Source organism: Streptomyces sp. KL116D, assembly GCF_030766975.1.
In the GTDB taxonomy this organism is placed as follows: Bacteria; Actinomycetota; Actinomycetes; order Streptomycetales; family Streptomycetaceae; genus Streptomyces; species Streptomyces longispororuber_A.
In genome coordinates this window covers 13019-35030 of record NZ_JASERH010000039.1, presented here as the reverse complement: position 1 = coordinate 35030, position 22012 = coordinate 13019, and the positions used below count along the sequence as shown (strand labels likewise).

Annotated in this window: 20 protein-coding genes and 1 riboswitch; of the genes, 8 read left to right on the top strand and 12 right to left on the bottom strand. The window is 70.0% G+C overall.

Features of this window, described 5'->3' with window-relative positions; all coding sequences use genetic code 11:
* Positions 1-28: 28 nt before the first annotated feature.
* Positions 29-106, bottom strand: a riboswitch (cobalamin riboswitch).
* A gap of 111 nt (positions 107-217) precedes the next feature.
* The 6 genes from RBJ77_RS15675 to RBJ77_RS15650 form a co-directional block, all read right to left on the bottom strand.
* Positions 218-1219, bottom strand: a complete 1002-nt coding sequence (locus tag RBJ77_RS15675; RefSeq protein WP_372345582.1) for a nucleoside hydrolase — start codon at positions 1217-1219, stop codon at positions 218-220.
* Between the two features lie 100 nt (positions 1220-1319).
* On the bottom strand, positions 1320-2945 hold the full coding sequence (gene mctP, locus RBJ77_RS15670; protein ID WP_372345581.1) for a monocarboxylate uptake permease MctP: 1626 nt from the start codon (positions 2943-2945) through the stop codon (positions 1320-1322).
* Positions 2942-3199: a DUF3311 domain-containing protein gene (locus tag RBJ77_RS15665; protein WP_255972007.1), complete on the bottom strand. Its 258-nt coding sequence runs from the start codon at positions 3197-3199 to the stop codon at positions 2942-2944. The genes mctP and RBJ77_RS15665 overlap by 4 nt, the downstream gene beginning before the upstream one ends.
* Positions 3200-3351: 152 nt before the next feature.
* A complete protein-coding gene (locus RBJ77_RS15660; RefSeq protein ID WP_372345580.1) occupies positions 3352-3555 on the bottom strand; it encodes a YbdD/YjiX family protein in 204 nt (67 codons plus the stop codon).
* Positions 3524-5665, bottom strand: a complete 2142-nt coding sequence (locus RBJ77_RS15655; RefSeq protein ID WP_372345579.1) for a carbon starvation CstA family protein — start codon at positions 5663-5665, stop codon at positions 3524-3526. Before RBJ77_RS15655 ends, RBJ77_RS15660 begins: the two co-directional genes overlap by 32 nt.
* 135 nt (positions 5666-5800) lie before the next feature.
* Positions 5801-6565, bottom strand: coding sequence for a GntR family transcriptional regulator (locus tag RBJ77_RS15650; protein WP_365562860.1), 765 nt, complete (start codon positions 6563-6565; stop codon positions 5801-5803).
* A gap of 417 nt (positions 6566-6982) precedes the next feature.
* On the opposite strand from RBJ77_RS15650, the gene RBJ77_RS15645 reads away from it, so the two are divergent.
* The 4 genes from RBJ77_RS15645 (at position 6983) to RBJ77_RS15630 (ending at position 11772) form a co-directional block, all read left to right on the top strand.
* The gene (locus RBJ77_RS15645; protein WP_255972000.1) at positions 6983-8287 is read left to right on the top strand and encodes a sugar ABC transporter substrate-binding protein; all 1305 of its coding nucleotides are present in this window, start codon (positions 6983-6985) and stop codon (positions 8285-8287) included.
* A 219-nt stretch (positions 8288-8506) separates the two neighbouring features.
* A complete protein-coding gene (locus RBJ77_RS15640) occupies positions 8507-9385 on the top strand; it encodes a carbohydrate ABC transporter permease (RefSeq protein ID WP_372345614.1) in 879 nt (292 codons plus the stop codon).
* Positions 9382-10248 carry a carbohydrate ABC transporter permease gene (locus RBJ77_RS15635; protein WP_255971996.1) on the top strand — a complete coding sequence of 289 codons (867 nt, stop codon included), beginning with the start codon at positions 9382-9384 and terminating at the stop codon, positions 10246-10248. The genes RBJ77_RS15640 and RBJ77_RS15635 overlap by 4 nt, the downstream gene beginning before the upstream one ends.
* Before the next feature lie 9 nt (positions 10249-10257).
* Positions 10258-11772 (top strand): glycoside hydrolase family 3 protein, encoded by a 1515-nt coding sequence (locus tag RBJ77_RS15630; protein ID WP_372345578.1) that lies wholly within the window; start codon positions 10258-10260, stop codon positions 11770-11772.
* Between the two features lie 74 nt (positions 11773-11846).
* On the opposite strand, the gene nagB is transcribed toward RBJ77_RS15630, so the two are convergent.
* Positions 11847-12632, bottom strand: a complete 786-nt coding sequence (gene nagB, locus RBJ77_RS15625) for a glucosamine-6-phosphate deaminase (RefSeq protein ID WP_255971992.1) — start codon at positions 12630-12632, stop codon at positions 11847-11849.
* 687 nt (positions 12633-13319) lie between these two features.
* On the opposite strand from nagB, the gene RBJ77_RS15620 reads away from it, so the two are divergent.
* Positions 13320-14342 carry an SIS domain-containing protein gene (locus RBJ77_RS15620; protein WP_372345577.1) on the top strand — a complete coding sequence of 341 codons (1023 nt, stop codon included), beginning with the start codon at positions 13320-13322 and terminating at the stop codon, positions 14340-14342.
* Positions 14343-14545: 203 nt separating this feature from the next.
* Here RBJ77_RS15620 and RBJ77_RS15615 read toward each other — a convergent pair whose 3' ends face one another.
* Positions 14546-15298 (bottom strand): SDR family oxidoreductase, encoded by a 753-nt coding sequence (locus tag RBJ77_RS15615; RefSeq protein ID WP_372345576.1) that lies wholly within the window; start codon positions 15296-15298, stop codon positions 14546-14548.
* 129 nt (positions 15299-15427) lie between these two features.
* On the opposite strand from RBJ77_RS15615, the gene RBJ77_RS15610 reads away from it, so the two are divergent.
* Positions 15428-16051 carry a TetR/AcrR family transcriptional regulator gene (locus tag RBJ77_RS15610; protein ID WP_372345575.1) on the top strand — a complete coding sequence of 208 codons (624 nt, stop codon included), beginning with the start codon at positions 15428-15430 and terminating at the stop codon, positions 16049-16051.
* Between the two features lie 434 nt (positions 16052-16485).
* Positions 16486-17952: a sensor histidine kinase gene (locus RBJ77_RS15605; RefSeq protein WP_372345613.1), complete on the top strand. Its 1467-nt coding sequence runs from the start codon at positions 16486-16488 to the stop codon at positions 17950-17952.
* 252 nt (positions 17953-18204) lie between these two features.
* Here RBJ77_RS15605 and RBJ77_RS15600 read toward each other — a convergent pair whose 3' ends face one another.
* Both RBJ77_RS15600 and RBJ77_RS15595 read right to left on the bottom strand, forming a co-directional pair.
* Positions 18205-18462 carry a WhiB family transcriptional regulator gene (locus RBJ77_RS15600; protein WP_016639615.1) on the bottom strand — a complete coding sequence of 86 codons (258 nt, stop codon included), beginning with the start codon at positions 18460-18462 and terminating at the stop codon, positions 18205-18207.
* Between the two features lie 319 nt (positions 18463-18781).
* Positions 18782-19750 carry a diacylglycerol kinase family protein gene (locus RBJ77_RS15595; RefSeq protein WP_255971984.1) on the bottom strand — a complete coding sequence of 323 codons (969 nt, stop codon included), beginning with the start codon at positions 19748-19750 and terminating at the stop codon, positions 18782-18784.
* Positions 19751-19876: 126 nt separating this feature from the next.
* On the opposite strand from RBJ77_RS15595, the gene RBJ77_RS15590 reads away from it, so the two are divergent.
* Positions 19877-20323: a hypothetical protein gene (locus RBJ77_RS15590; protein ID WP_372345574.1), complete on the top strand. Its 447-nt coding sequence runs from the start codon at positions 19877-19879 to the stop codon at positions 20321-20323.
* A gap of 80 nt (positions 20324-20403) precedes the next feature.
* On the opposite strand, the gene RBJ77_RS15585 is transcribed toward RBJ77_RS15590, so the two are convergent.
* Together RBJ77_RS15585 and RBJ77_RS15580 are read right to left on the bottom strand one after the other, a co-directional pair.
* Positions 20404-21438 (bottom strand): RNA polymerase sigma factor SigF, encoded by a 1035-nt coding sequence (locus RBJ77_RS15585; RefSeq protein ID WP_255971980.1) that lies wholly within the window; start codon positions 21436-21438, stop codon positions 20404-20406.
* Complete coding sequence (locus tag RBJ77_RS15580) at positions 21435-21848, bottom strand: anti-sigma regulatory factor (protein ID WP_255971978.1); 414 nt, start codon at positions 21846-21848, stop codon at positions 21435-21437. The genes RBJ77_RS15585 and RBJ77_RS15580 overlap by 4 nt, the downstream gene beginning before the upstream one ends.
* Positions 21849-22012 lie beyond the last annotated feature (164 nt).

The following is a 22012-nucleotide window of genomic DNA, read 5'->3' as shown; positions in this document are numbered from 1 at the left end:
ACCGGACGGCCCGGGCGTACCGTCGACAGGTCCTCGGACTCACGCGGGCGCTTTGCGTGCCTACGTTCACCGTTGCGGGACAGTTCCGGATTTGCACCGGATTCCCCTGTGGCGACAGCGAGAGCGAGCATACATGTTGTGCCGGGCGCGTGCCGCATGCCCAGATGTTGTGTCGGCGCGCGCCGGGCGGTGGGGCCGCCCGACGCGCCGCGTGACCTCAGACGCCGGTGGCCGGCTGCTTCAGGATCGTGTTCACGAAGTCCTCCGTGAAGTTGCGCGGGCCGGTGCCGACGGCGACCCGGCCGCGGTGCGCCGTGCGGGCGCTCACCAGGGGCGACTCCTGGTAGTAGGCGCGCGGGTAGTCGGCGTCGTAGGGGATGAACACCGTCTTGCCGCGGGTGAGTTCGGAGGCGCACTCCACGACGACCGTGCCGTCGGCCGCGGTCACGAACGACTCGTCGGCGCAGACGCCCACGGCGAGCGGGTCGTGCAGCGGGGAGCCGTTGGCCTCCTGGTACGCGTGCAGGTAGAAGCGCATCAGGCGGGCCGACAGCGCCATGCCGTCGCCCGCCGCCTCCAGCGTGGCCAGCTCCTCGGTCCCGAACCGCCAGCCGTGCGTCGCGTCGAGCCCGACCATCGTGTACGTGATGCCCGACGACACGACCAGGTCCACCGCGTCCGGGTCCGCCCACACGTTGAACTCGGCGACCGGCGTGATGTTCCCCGGCACCTCGGCGGCCCCGCCCATGAAGACGAGCCGCTTCACCCGCGCCGCGAAGCCCGGGTCCTCGGCCAGGGCGAGCGCCACGTTGGTGAGCGGCCCCGTCGCGCACACCGTCAGCTCGCCCTCGTACTCCCGCGAGAGCCTGAGCAGCGCCTGCGCCGACGACTCCGTCTGCTCGGCCGCGGTCGAGTCCGGCAGCCGCACGTCGCCCAGGCCCGCGTCGCCGTGGAACTCGCCGGCCGCGGAGTACGGCAGCCGGGTCAGCGGGCGGCCCGCGCCCCGGTGCACCGGGACGTCGGCGTCGATGCCGAAGGCGCGGGCCAGCGCCCGGCCGTTGCGGTAGGTCTGCTCGGCGGGGACGTTGCCGCCGACGGTCGTGTAGGCCTTGAGGTCCCACAGTCCGGTGCCGAGCAGGTACTGGAGGGCGACGGCGTCGTCGATGCCGGGGTCGCTGTCGAGGACGATGGGCGCGGTCGGCCGCGGCGAGAGGGACAAGGTTCCTCCAGGGTTGGTGGTCACGGGACACCGTAAAGGGACGAGCCCCCCTCCGGCCTGGAGGGGGGCTCGTCCCGGTGCGCGGGGCGGACGGCGGGGATCAGTGTCCGGCGCCGGCTCCCACGGAGGGCAGCTCGACCTGTACGCCCTTGTCGCCGGCGTCGGCGGTGTAGTCCTCGGGCGACGTCTCGTCGACGCCCTCCGGGGCCTTCACGGCCTTCAGGACGAAGGTGAGGACGACGGTGACGACGACGTTCAGGACGAACGCGGTGAGACCGATGTAGCCGATCTCGCCGATGCCCGGGATCTCCTTCGACGAGCCGCCGAAGTGCTTCTGCGTCGGCGAGGCCACCCCGTACGCGGCGAACGTGCCGTACACCATGCCGACCGCCCAGCCGGCGAGCAGCGCCCAGCGGTGGAACCAGCGGGTGAACAGGCCGCCGACCAGGGCCGGGAAGGTCTGCAGGATCCAGATGCCGCCGAGCAGCTGGAAGTTGATGGCGACCGTCTTGTCCATGGTCAGGACGAAGGCGAGGGCGCCGACCTTCACGAGCAGCGAGACCAGCTTGGAGACCTTGGTCTCCTGGGCGGGCGTCGCGTCCGGCTTGATGAAGTCCTTGTAGATGTTGCGGGTGAAGAGGTTCGCCGCGGCGATGGACATGATGGCGGCGGGCACCAGGGCGCCGATGCCGATCGCGGCGAACGCCACGCCCGTGAACCAGTCGGGGAACATGTCCTCGAACAGCTGCGGGATCGCCAGCTGGCCGTTCTGCACCTTCACGCCGGCCGCGATCGCCATGAACCCGAGCAGCGCGAGCAGGCCGAGCATCAGCGAGTACAGCGGCAGGATCGTGGTGTTGCGGCGGATGACCTCGCGGCTCTTCGACGACAGGGTCGCCGTGATCGAGTGCGGGTACATGAAGAGCGCGAGCGCCGAGCCGAGCGCGAGCGTCGCGTAGGTCCAGGTGCCCGTCGAGCCGGGTGCGAGCGCTCCCACCGGCTTGTCGGTCGCGGGGTTGATCTGCGAGAACTTCTCCCCGGCCGAGGCGAAGATGTCGTCGAAGCCGCCCAGCTTGATCGGGATGTAGATGATGGCGACCGCGATGACGATGTAGATCAGCGTGTCCTTGACGAACGCGATCAGCGCGGGGGCCCGCAGACCCGACGAGTACGTGTACGCGGCCAGCACGCCGAAGGCGATCAGCAGCGGCAGGTCCTTGACGAACCAGTTGGTGCCCTCGCCGCCGCCGACGCCCATCACGTCGAGGACGGCCTGGATGCCGACGAGCTGGAGCGCGATGTACGGCATCGTGGCGAGGATGCCGGTGACGGCGACCGCGAGCGAGAGGCCCTTGGAGCCGAAGCGGCCGCGCACGAAGTCGGACGTCGTCACGTAGCCGTGCTTGTGCGAGACAGACCACAGGCGGGGCAGGAACGTGAAGATCAGCGGGTACACGAGGATCGTGTAGGGCACCGCGAAGAAGCCGGAGGCGCCGGCCGCGTAGATCGCCGCCGGGACGGCGACGAAGGTGTACGCGGTGTAGAGGTCGCCGCCGAGCAGGAACCAGGTGATCCAGGTGCCGAACGAGCGGCCGCCCAGGCCCCATTCGTCGAGCGAGTCGTTCTCGGACCTGCGCCAGCGAGCGGCCAGGAAGCCCATGACCGTGACGGCCACGAAGAAGAGTATGAAGACGGTGAGTGCGACACCGTTGACGCCGTTGTTCACGCCTGGCTCCCAGCGGACTTACGGCCGCGCTGGTCACGCTGCCACAGCTTGTACGCGATCATCGTGAGCGCGGTCGAGATGAGCACCCAGAGCATCTGGTACCAGTAGAAGAACGGGATCCCGATGAAGTCCGGGTCGACCTTCGCGTACGAACTCACCCAGAGCATCGCGACGAACGGTGCGACAAGGCAGAGTGCAATGATCACGCGGACCGGCGTGATCACCGGTTGTTTCACTTCAGGCGCATCGGACATTTCGCGGCTCCGTCCCCTCGCTGGTCACGCTTATCTCGTGTTTAACGTGCGGGAAATCTAAGCGAGAGTCTTGATCTATGGAACCCCGGTCCGGATAACGGACGGGTCGCGATTCGCGCACGCCCCCGACCGCACACGCCCCTGACGCGCCCCTAGCAGCAGCGGAACCCCTGCCGTGGATCCTTCTCCTGCCGGGCCGTCCGCATGCGCTCGAACTCCCGGCGCGAGGGCACGGAGGCGCCCGGATGCCGGTCGCGGGCGTGCGTGACGTACCGCTCGTACGCCGTCTCGTCCGTCAGCTCCCGGATGTACCAGCGCACGTGCCTAGCCGCCCGGAGCAGTGCCGACACCCGCATCGCGCGCCTCCTCCTTCTCCCGCCGGCTCGGGACCAGCCCGGCCGGTGCCACCAGCGTGGACTCCACGTACGGCGCCTCGCTCAGCCGCGACGACTCCGGGTGGCGGACGTGCCGGACGCAGACCCGGGCCGCGTCCGCGATGACCACGACGACGAGCAGGGCGAGCGCGGCCGAAAGGACGCCGTCCACCGTGGAGTTGGTGACGACGGTGTGCATGTCGTCCATGTTCTTGGCGGGCGGCAGCACCTTCCCGGCGTCGATCGCGTCCTGGTAGTTCGAGCGCTGCTGGAAGAAGCCCACCCGCGGGTCCGATGAGAACACCTTCTGCCAGCTCGCGGTCAGCGTCACCGTGGCGTCCCAGGCGAGCGGGATCCCGGTGATCCAGGCCCACTTGAGGCGCCCGGACTTCACCAGCAGCGTCGTGCAGACGGCCAGGGCGACGGCGGCGAGCAGCTGGTTGGCGATGCCGAAGATCGGGAAGAGCTGGTTGATCCCGCCGAGCGGCTCGTGCACGCCGACCCACAGGAAGTAGCCCCAGAGCCCGACCACGACACCGCTGGTGAGGACGAGCCCGGGCTTCCAGCTCACGTTCCTGAAGGGCTTGTGGACGTTGCCCAGCATGTCCTGGAGCATGAAGCGCCCCACCCGGGTGCCGGCGTCGAGCGCGGTGAGGATGAACAGCGCCTCGAACATGATCGCGAAGTGGTACCAGAAGGCGCGCAGACCGCCCCCGGTGACCTTCGAGAAGATCTCGGAGACGCCGACGGCGAGCGTCGGCGCGCCGCCCGTGCGCGACAACAGGGTGGATTCCTCGACGCGTTCGGCCGCCCGCGCCAGGTCGTCGGGGGAGATCGAGTAGCCGAGCTGGGCCACCGCGTGCGACGCGGACTGGACGCTGTCCCCGATGACCCCGGCGGGCGCGTTCATCGCGAAGTAGAGCCCGGGGTCGATGATCGAGGCGGCGACCAGGGCCATCACGGCCACGGACGACTCCATGAGCATGGAGCCGTAGCCGATCATCCGGATCTGGGTCTCCTTCTGGATCATCTTCGGGGTCGTCCCCGACGAGATGAGCGCGTGGAAGCCGGAGAGCGCGCCGCAGGCGATGGTGATGAAGACGAAGGGGAACAGGGAGCCGGCGAAGACCGGTCCGTCCCCGCGCGAGGCGAAGTCGGTGACGGGGTCCATCTTCAGCGTCGGCAGCGCGACCACGACGCCGATGGCGAGCAGCGCGATGGTGCCGAGCTTCATGAACGTCGACAGGTAGTCGCGCGGCGCGAGCAGCATCCACACGGGCAGCACCGACGCGACGAACCCGTACGCGATCATCCAGATGACCAGCGTCGACGGCGCGAGCGTGAAGGTGTCGGCCCAGGACGACTCGGCGACCCACCGTCCGGCGACGAGCGCGAGCAGCAGCAGACCGATGCCGATCAGGGACACCTCGCTCACCCGGCCCGGACGCAGCACCCGCAGGTAGACACCCATGAACAGGGCGATCGGGATCGTCATCGCGATGGAGAAAGTGCCCCAGGGCGAGGCGGCGAGCGCGTTCACGATCACCAGGGCGAGCACCCCGAGCAGGATGATCATGATGGCGAAGGCGGCGAGCAGCGCGGCGGCCCCGCCGAACGGGCCGATCTCCTCGCGGGCCATCTGGCCGAGCGAGCGGCCGTCCCGCCGGGTCGAGAAGAACAGCACGACCATGTCCTGGACCGCGCCCGCGAAGATGACGCCGACGATGATCCAGATCGTGCCCGGCAGGTACCCCATCTGCGCGGCGAGCACCGGCCCGACCAGCGGTCCTGCACCGGCGATGGCGGCGAAGTGGTGGCCGAGCAGCACCCGCCGGTCGGTCGGGTGGAAGTCCATGCCGTCGTTCAGCCGCTCGGCGGGCGTGGCCCGCTTCGCGTCGACCTTCAGGACCTTGTACGCGATGAACTTGGCGTAGAACCGGTAGGCGATGGCGTACGAACCGAGGGCGGCGGCCACCATCCACGCGGCGGAGACCTCCTCGCCGCGGGAGAGCGCGAGCACGGACCAGCCGGCCGCGCCGACGAGCCCGACGACGGTCCACAGGATGATGGTGCGCGGAGTTGTTGTACGCACGGGTGCGTCCTCCCGTCCATGCGGTGACGGGAGGACCGTAGGGCAGAAATGTGATGTGCGCTACACCGTGAACGGGCTTGGTGCTACGGCGAGTTGGGCCGCGCTCGGTCCATCGGCCGCTGCACCGTGCCCCTCTCAGTCCATCGGCCGCTTCAGTCGCGCCACGAACTTGTAGCGGTCGCCGCGGTAGACCGAGCGGACCCACTCCACCGGCTGGCCGGAGCCGTCGATCGAGTGGCGGGAGAGCATCAGCATGGGCAGGCCCACGTCGGTGCCGAGCAGGCCGGCCTCGCGCGGCGTGGCCAGGGAGGTCTCGATGGTCTCCTCGGCCTCGGCGAGGTGGACGTCGTAGACCTCGGCCAACGCCGTGTAGAGCGAGGTGTACTTGACCAGGCTGCGGCGCAGCGCCGGGAAGCGCTTGGCCGAAAGGTGCGTGGTCTCGATCGCCATCGGCTCGCCGCTCGCGAGGCGGAGCCGCTCGATGCGCAGGACGCGCCCGCCCGCGGTGATGTCGAGCAGCCCGGCGAGGCTGTCGTCGGCGGTGACGTACCCGATGTCGAGCAGCTGCGAGGTCGGCTCCAGGCCCTGCGCCCGCATGTCCTCGGTGTACGAGGTGAGTTGGAGCGCCTGCGACACCTTCGGCTTGGCGACGAACGTGCCCTTGCCCTGGATCCGCTCCAGGCGGCCCTCGACGACGAGCTCCTGGAGGGCCTGGCGCACCGTGGTGCGGGAGGTGTCGAACTCGGCGGCGAGGGTGCGCTCCGGCGGCACCGGCGTGCCCGGCGGCAGCGTCTCCGTCATGTCGAGCAGGTGCTTCTTCAGGCGGTAGTACTTGGGCACGCGTGCGGTACGGACGGGCGCCCCGCTCTCGTTCTCCGCACTGCTGACGTCGGTGCTCATGCTCCGCCTTCCCGGCTCCGGTGCCGAAGCGACCGACGTACCCATCGGCCACGGCTCACATCGTGGCACGGCTCGCTCCGCGGGTCCCCTCTTGAGCACCCGCACGCTCCGTGATCCCTCCTTATACCGTCCGGTGACCGTCTGGTCTAGTCCACGCCGCCGGGCGAGTGGGAGCGGGCCCAACACCCGTGCCCCGGCGGGCGGGTGTCGTTCCGATAACGGACGCACGGTCCTTTCTCGGCCACCCTTGACACGTCTATTGGTCTGGGCCAAGCTCCCGGTACTGGTCTACACCATTAGTGACCAGGTCCCAGTCCCACCAGCCGTCACCACGTACGTCTCCACGTGCGTGGGCGCGTACTCGCCGTATGTCATCGCTGTGGGTGGGGGGTTGCAGGCATCCCTGAGGAGGGTGACATGAAGCGCAAGCTCATAGCGGCCGTAGGCGTCGCGGCCATGATGTCCGCGGTGGCGGCCTGTGGGGGAGACGGCGACAGCAACGCCGCCAAGGACCCGAAGGACCGTACCGGCACCGTCACGGTCTGGCTGATGGTCGACGCGCAGAGCACCTGGCCCGAGCTGGTCAAGGACGTCAACGCGCAGTTCAAGAAGAAGTACCCGAAGGTCAAGGTCAACGTCGCGTACCAGCAGTGGGCGGACAAGGCCAAGAAGCTCGACACCGCCCTCGGCGGCGACAAGTTCCCGGACGTCGTCGAGCTCGGCAACACCGAGACGATGCAGTACATCCTCAACGGGGCGCTCGCCGAGATCGACCCGAAGAAGTACGACAACAGCGACACCTGGATCAAGGGCCTCAAGGACACCTGCACCTTCGAGGGCAAGCAGTACTGCGTCCCCTACTACGCGGGTGCGCGCGTCGCCATCTACAACAAGGACATGCTGAAGGCGGCCACCGGCTCCGACACGCTGCCCACCACCGAGGACGACTTCCTCAAGGCGATGGACAAGGAGACGGCCAAGCAGGGCGCCAAGGACAAGCGCTTCTCGTCGCTGTACCTGCCGGGCCGCTACTGGTACGCCGCCATGTCGTACGTCGCCGCGTACGGCGGCCAGATCGCCAAGTACGACGACGGCTCGAAGGAGTGGAAGGCCTCCCTGTCCGACCCCAAGTCGCAGGAAGGCATCCAGCACTTCATCGACCTGGTGAAGAAGTACAACAAGGGCGACATCACCAAGGACGAGCAGGACCACGCCAACGTGATGGCGAACGAGAAGGCCGGCGTCCTGTACGGCAACGGCTGGGAGGCCGGCTCCGTCATCGACGGCAAGGCCAACGGCAACCCGAAGCTGAAGGACAAGATCGGCACCGCGGCGATGCCCGGCCCGAACGGCAAGACCCTGCCGTCCTTCATCGGCGGCTCCGACCTCGCGGTCACGCAGAAGTCGAAGAACGCGGACCTCGCCGAGGACTGGATCTCCCTGTTCACGAGCGAGAAGTCCGAGGAGGTCCTCGCCTCGAAGAACATCCTCCCGAACAACACCAAGCAGCTGCAGCCGCTGAAGGACAAGCCGGAGACGGCCCCCGTCGCCAACGCGGTCGAGAGCGCCTGGTTCACGCCGATCGCCCCGGGCTGGACCGCGATCGAGAAGGAGGAGGTCCTGAAGAACATGCTCCTGGACATCCTCAAGGGCAAGTCCGTCGCCGACGCCACCAAGACGGCCGACGCCAAGATCGACGAGCTGATCAACAAGGAGTCCTGAGCCTTCAGGGCTCCGGGGTGACGGGCGGGGCCGGGTGCATCATCCGGTCCCGCCCGGGCCCCTTTCTCCCTTTCGCTGAGAACGAGGAAGGTCAGCCACGTGACTGCCGCCGACACCAAGGCCGCCGGGCCGCCGCTCACCGCAGCGGACACCCCGCAAGGAGGGCCGCTCGCGAAGCAGCCCCCCGGGGCCGGCCGCCCCAAGCGGAAGAAGGGGGCGCTGCTCCCCTACCTCCTGATCCTGCCGGCGATCGTCGCGCTGGCCGCCGTCTATGCGTACCCCCTGGTCAAGACCGTGATCATGTCGTTCCAGGACATGGGACGGCGTGAACTGTGGACGGGCGAGAGCCCGCCGTGGGTCGGCTTCGACCAGTTCACCAACATCCTCGGTGACCCCGAATTCTGGCGCGTCACCCTGCGCACCGTCGTCTTCATGGCGGTCTGCGTCGTCGCCACCATGGCGATCGGCCTGCTGATCTCGCTGCTGATGATGCGCCTGTCGACCTGGGTGCGGCTCACGCTCACCACCGCGCTGATCGCCGCCTGGTCGATGCCGCTGCTCGTCGCCTCGTCGATCTTCCGCTGGCTCGCCGACTCCGACTACGGCCTGGTCAACACGATCATCGCCAAGTTCGCCGGCGACGACTGGCTCGGCCACAACTGGTTCCTCGACCCGGTCCAGGGCTTCACGGTGATCGCCGCCCTGGTCATCTGGGGCGCCATCCCGTTCGTCGTGATCACCCTCTACGCGGCCCTCACCCAGGTCCCCGCGGAGCTGGAGGAGGCCGCCCAGCTCGACGGCGCCACCGCCTTCGGCGTCTTCCGCTTCGTCACCTGGCCGGTCATCAAGCCCGTCTTCATCATGGTCACCACGCTCTCGGTGATCTGGGACTTCAACGTCTTCGGGCAGATCTGGCTGCTGCGCGGCAACAAGCCCGAGCCGGACTACGAGACCCTCGGCCTCTACTCCTTCTCCAAGGCCTTCACCTCGACGTCCTTCAGCCAGGGCACCGCCATCGCGCTGATCACCGTACTGATGCTGTCCGGCGTGGCCGTGTACTACCTGCGCCAGCTCATGAAGACAGGAGAGGTCGAATGAGCGCCTCCACCGCACCGGTCAAGGAGGGGCTGCGCCCCGACCGCAAGAAGACCAAACTCGGCTACAACGTCCTCGGGCTCGTCATCGCCGTCGTGATGGCCTTCCCGGTCTACTGGCTGATCATCTCGGCGCTGCGCCCCAACCACGAGATCCGGTCCTACGACCAGACGCTGTGGCCGTCGTCGATCACCTTCGACAACTTCGCGCGCGCCGTGAAGCAGCCCAACTTCGGCACCGCGATCCAGTCCAGCCTCATCATCTCGATCACCGCCGTCGTCGGCGGCATGATCATCGCGACCCTCGCGGCGCTCGCCGTCGGCCGCTTCCGCTTCACCGGCCGGCGCGCGCTCCTGATGGTCCTGATCCTGGTCCAGATGCTGCCGCCGACCGCGATGCTCATCCCGATCTACGCACAGCTCAACGCCATGGGCGGACTCAACGAGTACTGGGGCGTAATCGTCGTCTACCTCGTGTCCACGCTGCCCTTCGCCACGGTGATGATCCGCGGCTTCGTGGTCAACATCCCCGTGGAACTGGAGGAGTCGGCGATGGTCGACGGCTGCACGCGCATGGGCGCGTTCCGCCGCATCATCTTCCCGCTGCTCGCCCCCGGCCTCGCCGCCTCGTCGATCTTCGCCCTCGTCAACGCGTGGAACGAGTACCTGTTCGCGTACATCCTGATGAACGAGGACTCGAAGTACACCCTGAACGTCTGGCTCATGACGTTCACGACGGAACGGGGCACCGACTACGGTGCGCTGATGGCCGCGTCCACGATGATCGCCCTGCCGGTGGTGGTCTTCTTCATGTTCATCCAGAAGAAGATGGCCACGGGTCTCACCTCCGGCGCCGTGAAGGGATAACGCCACCCGATGACGACACTCGCACCCGGTACGGACACCCTCACCCGGGACGCCCTGACCGTCCTGCAACCCGGCTTCACCGGCACGACCGCCCCCGACTGGCTGCTCCGGCGCCTCGGCGAGGGCCTGGCATCGGTCGGACTCTTCGGCCGCAACATCGCCACCCCCGACCAACTGGCCGCCCTGACGGCACAGTTGAGGTCCGAGCGCGGCGACGTCCTGGTCGCCATCGACGAGGAGGGCGGGGACGTCACCCGCCTCGAAGTCCGTACGGGCTCCTCGTTCCCCGGCAACCACGCCCTCGGCGCGGTCGACGACGTCGAGCTGACCCGGGGGGTGGCCTTCGAACTCGGCCGCCGCCTCGCGGAGTGCGGCGTCAACCTCAACTGGGCGCCGTCCGCCGACGTCAACGCCAACCCCGACAACCCGGTCATCGGCGTCCGCTCCTTCGGCGCCGACCCGGCCCTGGTGGCCCGGCACACCGCGGCGTACGTCGACGGCATGCAGGCCGCCGGAGTCGCCGCCTGCACCAAGCACTTCCCCGGCCACGGTGACACGGGCGTCGACTCGCACCACGACATGCCGCGCATCGACGTCGGCCTCGACGTGCTGCACGCCCGCGACCTCGCCCCGTTCCGCGCGGCGATCGAGGCGGGCTCGCGGGCCGTCATGAGCGCGCACATCCTGGTGCCCGCCCTCGACCCGGACCGCCCGGCAACGTTGTCCCGCCGCATCCTCACCGGGCTGCTGCGCGAGGAGCTGGGCTACGACGGGCTCATCGTCACCGACGGCATGGAGATGCAGGCCATCGCCGGTACCTACGGCATCGAACGGGGCAGCGTCCTCGCCATCGCCGCGGGCGCCGACGCCATCTGCGTGGGCGGCGGACTCGCCGACGACGACACGGTGCTGCGGCTGCGCGACGCCCTGGTCGCCGCCGTCCGCGCCGGCGAACTGCCGGAGGAGCGGCTCGCGGACGCCGCCGCACGGGTACGGTCCCTCGCGGAGTGGACCTCGGCGCCGACCGGCCGCACGCCGGGCGCGCCGGGGGGCGTGCCCGGCAGCGGCGGCGTCAGCAGTGACATCGGCCTGGTCGCCGCGCGCCGCGCGCTCACGGTGACCCGCGGCGCGTACGTCCCGCCGGTGGCCGGAGCTCCGGTCCACGTGGCCGCCTTCTCGCCGGTCGCCAACATCGCGGTCGGCGACGAGACCCCGTGGGGCGTCGGCGCCGAGCTCGAACGCCTGCTGCCCGGCACCACCACCGGTTCCTACACGGGGCCCGAGGCCGGTGCGCAGGCGCTCGCGGCCGCGGGGGAGCACCGCATCGTCGCGGTCGTCCGGGACGAGCACCGGCACGCGTGGATGGCCGCGGCCCTGGACACGCTGCTCGCGGCGCGGCCCGACACGGTCGTCGTCGAGATGGGCGTCCCGCAGGCGTCGCCGCGCGGCGGTCTGCACATCGCCACGTACGGCGCGGCCCGGGTGTGCGGGGTCGCTGCCGCGGAGGTCATCGTCGGCGGCTGACCGACATGCGGAACCGACAGTGCCGGTCACCCCGGGCGGGGGTGACCGGCACCGTCACGTGCGGACCGGCTCGACTACAGGCCCTGCCACTCGGGCTTGTTGACGTACGTGTGCCGGAAGTAGTCCGCGAGCTTCAGCTTGGACGCTGCGGCCTCGTCCACGACCACGGTCGCGTGCGGGTGCAGCTGCAGCGCGGACGCGGGCACCACGGAGGCGACGGGCCCCTCGACGGTCGCGGCGACGGCATCGGCCTTCCCCTCGCCGGTGGCGAGCAGCACCAGGTGCCGCGCCTCCAGGATGGTGCCGATGCCCTGCGTGATGACGTGCCGCGGGACCTGGCTCAGATCGCCGTCGAAGAACCGCGCGTTGTCCGTGATCGTCTGCTCGGTGAGCGTCTTGATCCGGGTCCTGGACGCGATCGACGAACACGGCTCGTTGAACCCGATGTGCCCGTCGGTCCCGATGCCGAGCAGCTGCAGGTCGACACCGCCGGCCTCGGCCAGCGCCTTGTCGTACGCCTCGCAGGCGGCCTGCACGTCGTCGGCGCTGCCGTCGGGGCCGATGAACGAGCCCTCGCCGAGCCCGAGCGGCTCCACGACCTCGCGCAGCACGGTCGCCCGGTACGACTCGGGGTGCCCGGTCGGCAGCCCCACGTACTCGTCGAGCTGGGCGATCCGCGCCTTGGACGCGTCGACCTCGCCGCCGCGCACCTTGGCCGTCAGTGCCTGATAGATGGGGAGCGGGGTCGAGCCGGTGGCCACCCCCAGCAATGCGTCGGGCTTGCGTCGCAGCAGCTGGGCCATGGCCTCGGCGATCAGCTCGCCACCTGCCTTGGCGTCCGGAACGATCACAACTTCCACGCTGGGCCTGCCGTTCTGGTCAGAGGGGACTGGAGAAGACGGTGGTATAGACCAATCTAGCAGAGCGACACCCTGCCGGTCAGGCCCTCCACGGACCCCACCCCGTCCATGCTCCGCGCTGCACCGACCCACGGCACGTCGAGACATCCGCCCAGGGGGAGGCCGCCCCGTCACCGCCCCCGCCACGGCGGGACGGCCGAGCCGCGGCGCGCTCTGCGTGGCTGGTCGGCCCGGGGTGCGCGTCCCCCGGGAAGCCCTTCCGCTGGGCGGGGCGCACGGACGGCGGCCACAGTGGAGGGTGGAAGGTGTCCGGGGTCAGCAGGCGCCGGGCCGTGCCCATGTACCGGAGGTGCCCGCATGCCCGCCACGCCCTCTGCCCCGGCCCCCCAGGACCAGCCGCCGGGCGGGCCGTCCTCGGGCCCTGCCGGGAAGCCGGCGGATCAGCCGGATCGGTCTGATCAGCCGGACCAGTCGGCCAGGTCGGCCACGTCGGCCACGTCGGCAGGGTCGGCCGGGTTGGCCGGGTTGGCCGGGTCGGATCAGTCGGATCAGCCGGACCAGTCGGCCAAGTTGGCCAAGTGGGCGAGGCCGGGCCAGCCGGACCAGTCGGCCATGGCGGCCAGGCCCGACCAGTCGGATCGGTCAGAGCGCTCGGACCCGCGAGCCCAGGACCGGCCCGGACGGATCATGGCCCGCGAGATCCGCGAACAGCCCGACGTGCTGCGCCGCCTCCTCGCCACCGGTGCCCCGCGCATCCAGGACGTGGCCCGCCAGGTCGCCGCCCGCACGCCCCGCTTCGTCCTCCTCACCGCCCGCGGCACCTCCGACAACGCCGCCCTCTACGCCAAGTACCTCCTGGAGATCCAGCTCGGCCTGCCCTGCGGCCTCGCCTCGATGTCCACCACGACGGCCTACGGCGCCCGCCCGGACCTGCGCGACGTCCTCGTCATCACGGTCAGCCAGTCCGGCGGCTCGCCCGACCTGGTCGCCTCGACGAAGGCCGCCCGCGAGGCCGGCGCGATCACCCTCGCCGTGACCAACAACCCGGACTCCCCGCTGGCCGCCGTCTCCGAGCACCACATCGACATCATGGCCGGACCGGAGAAGGCGCTCCCCGCGACGAAGACCTACACCGCCTCCCTGCTCGCGCTGTACCTCTTCGTCGAGGGGCTCCGGGGCGGGGACGGCTCGGCCGCCGCCGTACTGCCCGACCACATGACCCGGCTGATCGACCGCCAGGCCGAGATCCGCACCCTGGCCTCCCGCTACCGCTTCGCCGAGCGCATGGTGATCACCTCCCGTGGCTATGGCTATCCGACCGCCAAGGAAGCGGCCCTCAAGCTGATGGAGACCAGCTACATCCCCGCGCTGGCCTACTCCGGCGCCGACCTGCTGCACGGCCCGCTCGCCATGGTCGACAACATCTCCCCGGTCATCGCCGTGGTCACCGACGGCAGGGGTGGCGAGGCGCTCCAGCCCGTCCTAGACCGGCTGCGTGGGCGCGGCGCCGACCTCATGGTGGTCGGCCCCAAGGCCCAGGTCGACCGGGCCTCCGCCGGCTTCGTGCTGCCGACCGACGGGGTGGCGGAGGAGGTGCAGCCGGTGCTGGAGATCCTGCCGCTGCAACTGCTCGCCTACGAGGTGACGATCGCCCGGGGCCAGGACCCCGACGCGCCCCGCGCCCTCGCGAAGGTCACGGAGACGAGATAGTCCGGTTAGGCCGTCCCTGCCATCCCTGCCGTCCCTGCCGTCCCTGCCGTCCCTGCCGGCACGGCTGTCGGTGCTGAGGGTGTGGGTGCTGCGGGTGCCGTGGGTGCTGTGGGTGCTGCGGGTGCCGTGGGAGCTGCGGGCGCCGTCGGTCCGGTCTCTCTGCGGCTCAGGGAGGCGCGGCGACTCGGAGCCGAGCCCCCTCGTCAGATCAATGAACCCCCCGTCGCATCCACCCACTGCCCCGTCACCCATCGACCGTCCGGTGACGCGAGGAACGCCACCACGTCGGCTATGTCCGCCGGTGTCCCCACCTTGCCGAGCACCGAGAAGGCCGCCGCCCCGGCCCACGCCTCGTCACTGGAGCGCAGCCACTGCGCGTTCACGTCCGTGTCGACGATGCCCGGCGCCACCGTGTTCGCCGTGATCCCGCGCGGGCCGAGCACCCGGGCCAGGTACTGCGTGAAGACCTCCAGGGCGCCCTTCGTCATCGCGTACGGCATGAGCTGGGCCATGGCCGTCGTCCGCGTGGCGCCCGAGGAGATGTTGATGATGCGGCCGCCGTCCCGCAGCCGTCCGGCCGCGAGCCGGGTGAGGAAGAACGGCGCCCTGGTGTTCACCGTGAAGAGCCGGTCGAACTCGGCCTCGTCGATCGCCTCGAACGCGCTCGACGTGGGCACCGCCGCGTTGTTCACGAGGATGTCCAGGCCGTCCGCCCGCGCGTCGAACTTCGCCCACACCTCCTCGGCCGCGCCCGGCGCACCGAGCTCCACGCCGAGCGCGAACGCCGAACCGCCCGCCGCCTCGATCGCCGCCACCGTCTCCTTCGCCGCCGCCTCGTTCGTCCCGTAGTGCACCGCGACCCGCGCCCCGTCCCGTGCGAGCCGCTCGGCGACGCCCCGCCCGATGCCCCGGCTCGCGCCCGTGACCAATGCCGTCCTGCCCGTGAGTGAGCCCATGCCGGACACCCCTCTCTGCGCTCGCAGCGCATGTCTGTAGCGGTCGCCGCATATCTGTAGCGGTCGTTAGAGAAAGACCGTAGCGCACGCCCGGCCCGGTTTTCTAGTGGGCGCTATAGAATTCACCCCATGGCGACCAAGCAGCGCGGGCGGCCCCGTTCGTTCGACCGGGAGACCGCCCTGGAGAAGGCCATGCGCGCCTTCTGGGAGAACGGCTACGAGGCGACCTCGGTCTCCGACCTGACCCGCGAGATGGGCATCGGGGCCCCGAGTCTGTACGCCGCGTTCGGCGACAAGCGCTCGTTGTTCGAGGAGGTCGTGCGGGTCTACGGCGTCACGCACGGCTCGGGCCCCGGCCGCGCCCTGACCGAGGAGCCCACGGCGCGCGGGGCGATCGCCCGGCTGCTGCGCGAGGCGGCCGACGAGTTCACGGCCCCCGGGCACCCGCACGGCTGCCTGGTGATCCACGCCGCGACGAACTGCACGACGCCCGAGGTCGAGCAGGCCCTCCGCGAGCAGCGGGGCGCCAGCCTCGCCGCCATCGAGGACCGATTGCGGCAGGGACTGGACGCCGGAGAGCTGCCGCCCGGCACGGACACCGCGGCGCTCACCCGCTTCGTCGGAGCCGTGTTCCAGGGCATGTCGCAGCAGTCGCGGGACGGTGCGAGCCGCGCCGAGCTGGAGGCCGTCGCCGATCTCGCGATGACGGTCTGGCCTCAGAATGAACCGGTCCTGCCCGGCACCCGTGGGTGAGGGCGTACGTTGGAGTAACCGTGGGCTCCGTCGTCGGAGGAAGAGACGACAACAAACCTCCGTCGATGCATGGACATCGGAGAATGGTCTAGTCCACAATGCGTAACTGAGACCTCCGCCCTCCCCGCACAGGAGGACGGACAGAGGAACCGCGCTCTCTGCCCTGACTGCGCCGGATCCTCGATCGACAGCCGGGACCGCACACCTGGACGTCGATGCACCTGAAGGGCTGCGGTGCCAGGGAAAGGGTTGAGGGTCCCGACCCCCGGCGCCGCGGCCCGTCGGTCTTTCCGGGGCGATACCGGTTGATATCCGTCGACACCCGTCGGCATCCGTCGACACCCACCGGCACCCACCGGCACCCGTCGATAGAGGCGATACCGATCGGTTCGGGGCCCTGCCGACCGACAGGTACGCTCGGGCTCGTGCCCTCCATGAACGATCTCGTACGCCAGCACACCGCCCTCGGTGACTCCGACCTCGAGTGGCTGCACCTGCTGGTCTCGGAGTGGCAGTTGCTCTCCGACCTCTCCTTCGCCGACCTCGTCCTGTGGGTCCCCACGCGCGACGGCACGCGGTACGTCTCCGTCGCGCAGATGCGCCCCAACACCGGGCCCACGTCCTACCAGGACGACATGGTCGGCCACCTGGTGCCGCGCGGCCGCCGCCCGATGCTGGACGCCGCGCTCGACGAGGGCCGCATCGTGCGCGAGGGCGACCCCGAGTGGCGCGAGGAGGTCCCGGTCCGGGTCGAGTCCATCCCCGTACGCAGGGAGGGCCGCGTCCTCGGCGTCATCGCGCGCAACACGAACCTGCTGACCGTCCGTACGCCGTCGCGCCTGGAGCTGACCTACCTCCAGTCGGCGTCCGACCTGGCGCAGATGATCGCGGCCGGATCGTTCCCCTTCCCGGGGCAGCAGGTCGACATGGACGCGTCCCCGCGCGTGGGCGACGGACTGATCCGGCTCGACGCCGACGGAGTCGTCCAGTACGCGTCGCCCAACGCCCTGTCCGCGTACCACCGCCTCGGCTTCCAGGCCGACCTGGTCGGCCACCACCTCGGCACCACCACGGCCGAACTCGCCCCGTCCCGCGGGCCGGTGGACGAGGCGCTCGCCAAGGTCGCCAGCGGCTGGGCGCCGCGCGAGTTCGAGATCGAGGGTGAGGAGGGCTCGATCCAACTGCGCGCGATCCCGCTCAAGCCGAAGGGGACCAGGATCGGTTCCCTCGTACTGCTCCGCGACGTCACCGAACTGCGGCGCCGCGAGCGGGAATTGATCACCAAGGACGCGACCATCCGGGAGATCCACCACCGGGTGAAGAACAACCTGCAGACCGTCGCCGCGCTGCTGCGCCTGCAGGCCCGGCGCATCGAGTCGGACCGGGGGCGCGAGGCGCTGGAGGAAGCGGTCCGGCGCGTGGGTTCGATCGCGATCGTGCACGAGACGCTCTCCCAGAACCTGGACGAGCGCGTGGAGTTCGACGAGATCGCCGACCGGGTCCTCGCGATGGTGGCGGAGATCTCGCCGGGTCAGGTGACCGGCCGGCGCACGGGACGCTTCGGGATCCTGGACGCCGAGGTGGCCACCCCGCTGTCGATGGTCCTGACCGAGGTGCTGCAGAACGCACTTGAGCACGGCTACCGGCAGGGCGACACCGGCACGGTGGAGGTCTCGGCCGTCCGCGGCGGCACCAGCAAGGAGGCCCGGCTGCTGATCACCGTCCAGGACGACGGCGTCGGCCTGCCCGAGGGCTTCGACCCGAAGAAGGCCGGGAACCTGGGACTCCAGATCGTCCGCACCTTGGTGGAGGGCGAGTTGGGCGGATCGTTCGACATGGTGCCGGCCCCGGAGCGCGGCACCCGGGTCGTCCTCGACATCCCGGTCAACTCGCAGAAGTAGCCGCCTAGGCGGAAGCAGCCGCCTACGGAGAGTCGTAGGCGTGCTGCGGCTCCTCCGTAGACACTGCGCAGACGCAAACAGCAGTGAGCCCCGGACCGTTGAACGGTCCGGGGCTCACTGCTCGCGTTGCTCGGGTCATGTCCCGGGCTGAGCCTGGGGGAGCATCGGGGGTACTGCGCGCTGCGGCTCGGGGGCGGGAGATGCGTACTCGCTGTACGCGCCGCCGGGCTCAGGCTCGAACGGGGTGGGGAATCAGGCGGAGGCCTGACGGGCCCGGTTGCGAGCGGCGCGGCGCTTCATCGCGCGGCGCTCGTCCTCGCTGAGGCCACCCCAGACGCCGGAGTCCTGGCCGGACTCGAGCGCCCACTGCAGGCACTGCTCCATGACGGGGCAGCGACGGCAGACGGCCTTGGCTTCCTCGATCTGCAGCAGCGCAGGACCAGTGTTGCCGATGGGGAAGAAGAGCTCGGGGTCTTCTTCGCGGCAAACGGCGTTGTGACGCCAGTCCATGGCTGCTACCTCTCCTTGGTATTACGTGCAGGTTGCTTGTGAATGTGAACGCTTTCACGAATCCCTCAACAAGTGAAGGGCCGAACGTCACGTACGCGACGGTGGTCCGTTGCTTTGAGGAGGGGATTCGGGCTCTCTGTGGGGCCGATGTTGCGGGCCGTCCCGAGCGCCATGTAGAGATTCGCAAACCTCGGCGGCGGATACAACCCCTTCCGGAAAGTTTTTTTTGATTCCTCGGTGTCGGCTAGGTCACAGCCGTACTTCCATGGGGTGGATGCTGGCCCAAACGTTCGAGATAAAGGACTTTGGGCCCTTCCACTCACACAATCACACGCAGTGCACGGCGTACGCCTGTGAACGTCACGCTCGTCCGCAGCCCGAGGTGGTCACCGTCCATCTGGAGGGGCAGGGGCACCTTCGAATGCAAGGTGAAGTCGGTCAGGTCGTGGAGCGTGACCGCGTTCTTGCCGTGGGGGCCCCGGTCGGGGGTCGACATCAGCAGCTGGGTGCCGTAGCGGGTCACCGCAGGGGTCGACAGTTTCTTCAATCCGAGCACGTCAAGGCCGGTGTCGAAGGACGCCTGGGGCGTCGGATAGAGAGGCCGGTTGCCCAGGAAGGACCACGGGGAGGTGTTGCTGACTATGGAGACGACCAGATCCGTGACCGGGTCCTCGCCCGGGCGTTCGAGCGTGATCGTGCCGTGCCGGCGGTCGGGCTCGCCGAGGAACTGGCGGACCACCTGTCGCACATACAGGGCGTGCGTCGAACGCTTGCCGCGTTCCCGCTGCTGCTCGACCCGGCCCACGACGCCCGCGTCGAAACCGAGGCCGGCACTGAACGTGAACCAGCGGGACGGCACCGCCTCGTCCTCGGTGCCGGGAGTGCCCCCGGCGAGACCCAGGCCCACCGTGCGCTGCCGGCCCTCGCGCAGGGCGTCCAGAAGCTGTCCCGTGGCCTCCACGGGCTCGTTCTGCAGACCCAGGGCGCGGGCGAAGACGTTCGTGGAGCCGCCGGGCACGACCGCGAGGCCCGGCAGGCGGTCGAGGTCGGGGCCGTGGTGCAGCAGACCGTTCACGACCTCGTTGACCGTGCCGTCGCCGCCGAGGGCGACGACCAGCTCGATGTCCTTGCTCTCCGCGGCCTGCCGGCCGAGGTCCCGGGCGTGGCCGCGGTACTCGGTGGTGACGGCCTCGAGCTTCATCTCGCTCGCCAGCGCGTGGATCAAGACATCACGCGTGCGCTCGCTGGTGGTGGTTGCCGCCGGATTGACCACGAGAAGTGCACGCATGCAAGGCAGGGTACCTAGCGGCCTTGATCGCGCCCAGACCGAGGTAGGAGTCACGTAAGAGTCCGCGGGTCACCGGGGTGGGACGCGGCCACCGGGGGAGCGGTCGCCTGGGGCTACTCTGCAAAGGTGACCTCAGAGCAGAACCCCGCCCCCGAGACCTCCGCAGCAGACGGCCCCCGCCCCGGTCGGCTGACCGCCGCCGCGGCCCTGGCCGGCCTCGAAGGGGCCGCGCTCGTCGTGGGCGGCGCCTACATGCTGATCGCCGGACTCGCGGGGCACCCGGACAACCCGGAGCAGGCGATCACCGGCGGCGTCACGCTGATCGTGCTCGCGCTGCTGCCGCTGTTCGCCGCGCGCGGACTGCTGGCCCGCAAGAGCTGGAGCCGCGGACCGGCGATCATCACGCAGATCATGGCGCTGCCCGTCGCCTACACGCTGCTCCAGGCCGACAGCGTGGCCATCCCCGGCGGGATCGTGCTCGGCGTGGTGGCCGTCGCCGCCCTCGTGCTCCTGGTCAACCCCGCCACCACGCGCGCGCTCGGCATCCGTACGCCGGGGTCCTCCTCCCAGTAGCGCGGTACGTCGCCACGAGAAGGCGCCCGGTACGGATTCCGTACCGGGCGCCTTCTCGTTCGTTCTCGTCCCTGCGTGGGTCACTCCTCGACGAGCAGCTTCTCCCGCAGCTGGGCCAGCGTGCGGGCCAGCAGCCGGGAGACGTGCATCTGCGAGATGCCGACCTCCTGGGCGATCTGCGACTGCGTCATGTTCCCGAAGAAGCGCAGGAGCAGGATGCGCTTCTCGCGCGGCGGCAGGTCCTCCAGGAGCGGCTTGAGGGACTCGCGGTACTCGACGCCCTCCAGCGCCTCGTCCTCGGCCCCCAGGGTGTCGGCCACCGCCGGGGACTCGTCGTCCGTGTCCGGGACGTCCAGGGACAGCGTGGAGTACGCGTTGGCCGACTCCAGGCCCTCCAGGACCTCCTCCTCGGAGATGCCCAGCTTCTCGGCGAGCTCGTGCACCGTGGGAGAGCGGCCGTTCAGCTGCGACAGCTCCGCCGTCGCCGTGGTCAGGGCGAGCCTCAGCTCCTGGAGGCGGCGCGGGACGCGCACCGCCCAGCCCTTGTCGCGGAAGTGCCGCTTGATCTCGCCGACGACCGTCGGGGTGGCGTACGTGGAGAACTCCACGCCGCGCTCCGGGTCGAAGCGGTCGACGGACTTGATCAGGCCGATCGTCGCGACCTGCGTGAGGTCGTCGAGCGGCTCGCCGCGGTTGCGGAAGCGGCGTGCCAGGTGCTCGACCAGGGGCAGGTGCATGCGCACGAGCTGGTTGCGCAGCTCGGCGTACTCCTGGCTGCCGTCCTTGAGGGTGCGCAGCTCGATGAACATCGCCCGCGCACCGCTGCGGTCCTGCGGGTCGTGTCGGCCGTGCTGCTCACCGTGTCGCTGGTGGTCGCTCATCAATCCCGCCCGTCGCGCGTCCGATCCCCCTGGGGCCCCGCGAAGCCCGGCCCCGGTGGTCGGTGCTGCCTGCTGTGGAGCATCGGCCGCCGGGTCCGTCGTGTCCTCCGGGTGCGGCCGGGCCTGCTGTTCGGGGATGCCGGTGGTCAGCCGTCGCATCCCGCCCGTGCCGTCGGCCGGGAGATCCCGTGTGCCGCGCTTGTCGTCCCGCACCGGACCGTCCCCGTTCATCACGCCGGGCCGGGGCCCGCGCCGCGCTTCTTGTAGAGGCTGATCGAAACGGTCCTGTCCTCGGCCACGGTGGAGTCGACCTGGCCCGCGAGGGCCGAAAGGACCGTCCACGCGAAGGTGTCGCGCTCCGGCGCCCGGCCGTCCGTCGTCGGCGCGGAGACGGTCACCTCCAGGGAGTCGTCGACGAGACGGAACACGCAGCTGAGCACGGAGCCGGCGACGGCCTGCTGGAGCAGGATCGCGCAGGCCTCGTCGACCGCGATGCGCAGGTCCTCGATCTCGTCGAGGGTGAAGTCCAAACGCGCTGCCAGACCGGCCGTGGCCGTCCGCAGCACCGACAGGTAGGCACCCGCAGCCGGCAGCCGGACTTCCACGAAGTCCTGATTCCCGGGCTCGCCTGCGATCTGGGACACCCTCACCTCCAAGGTGGTACAAGCACTTTCGGGCTCCGGAGGCTTCGTCCCCCGGGTGATGCGCCACATATATCTGCGGTGACGCTACCGCGCGCCCGACTTCCCTGTCCCGGGGACCCCCGGCCCATTGCTGTCACTCATAGTAAGCCTACGGGTACGGACAG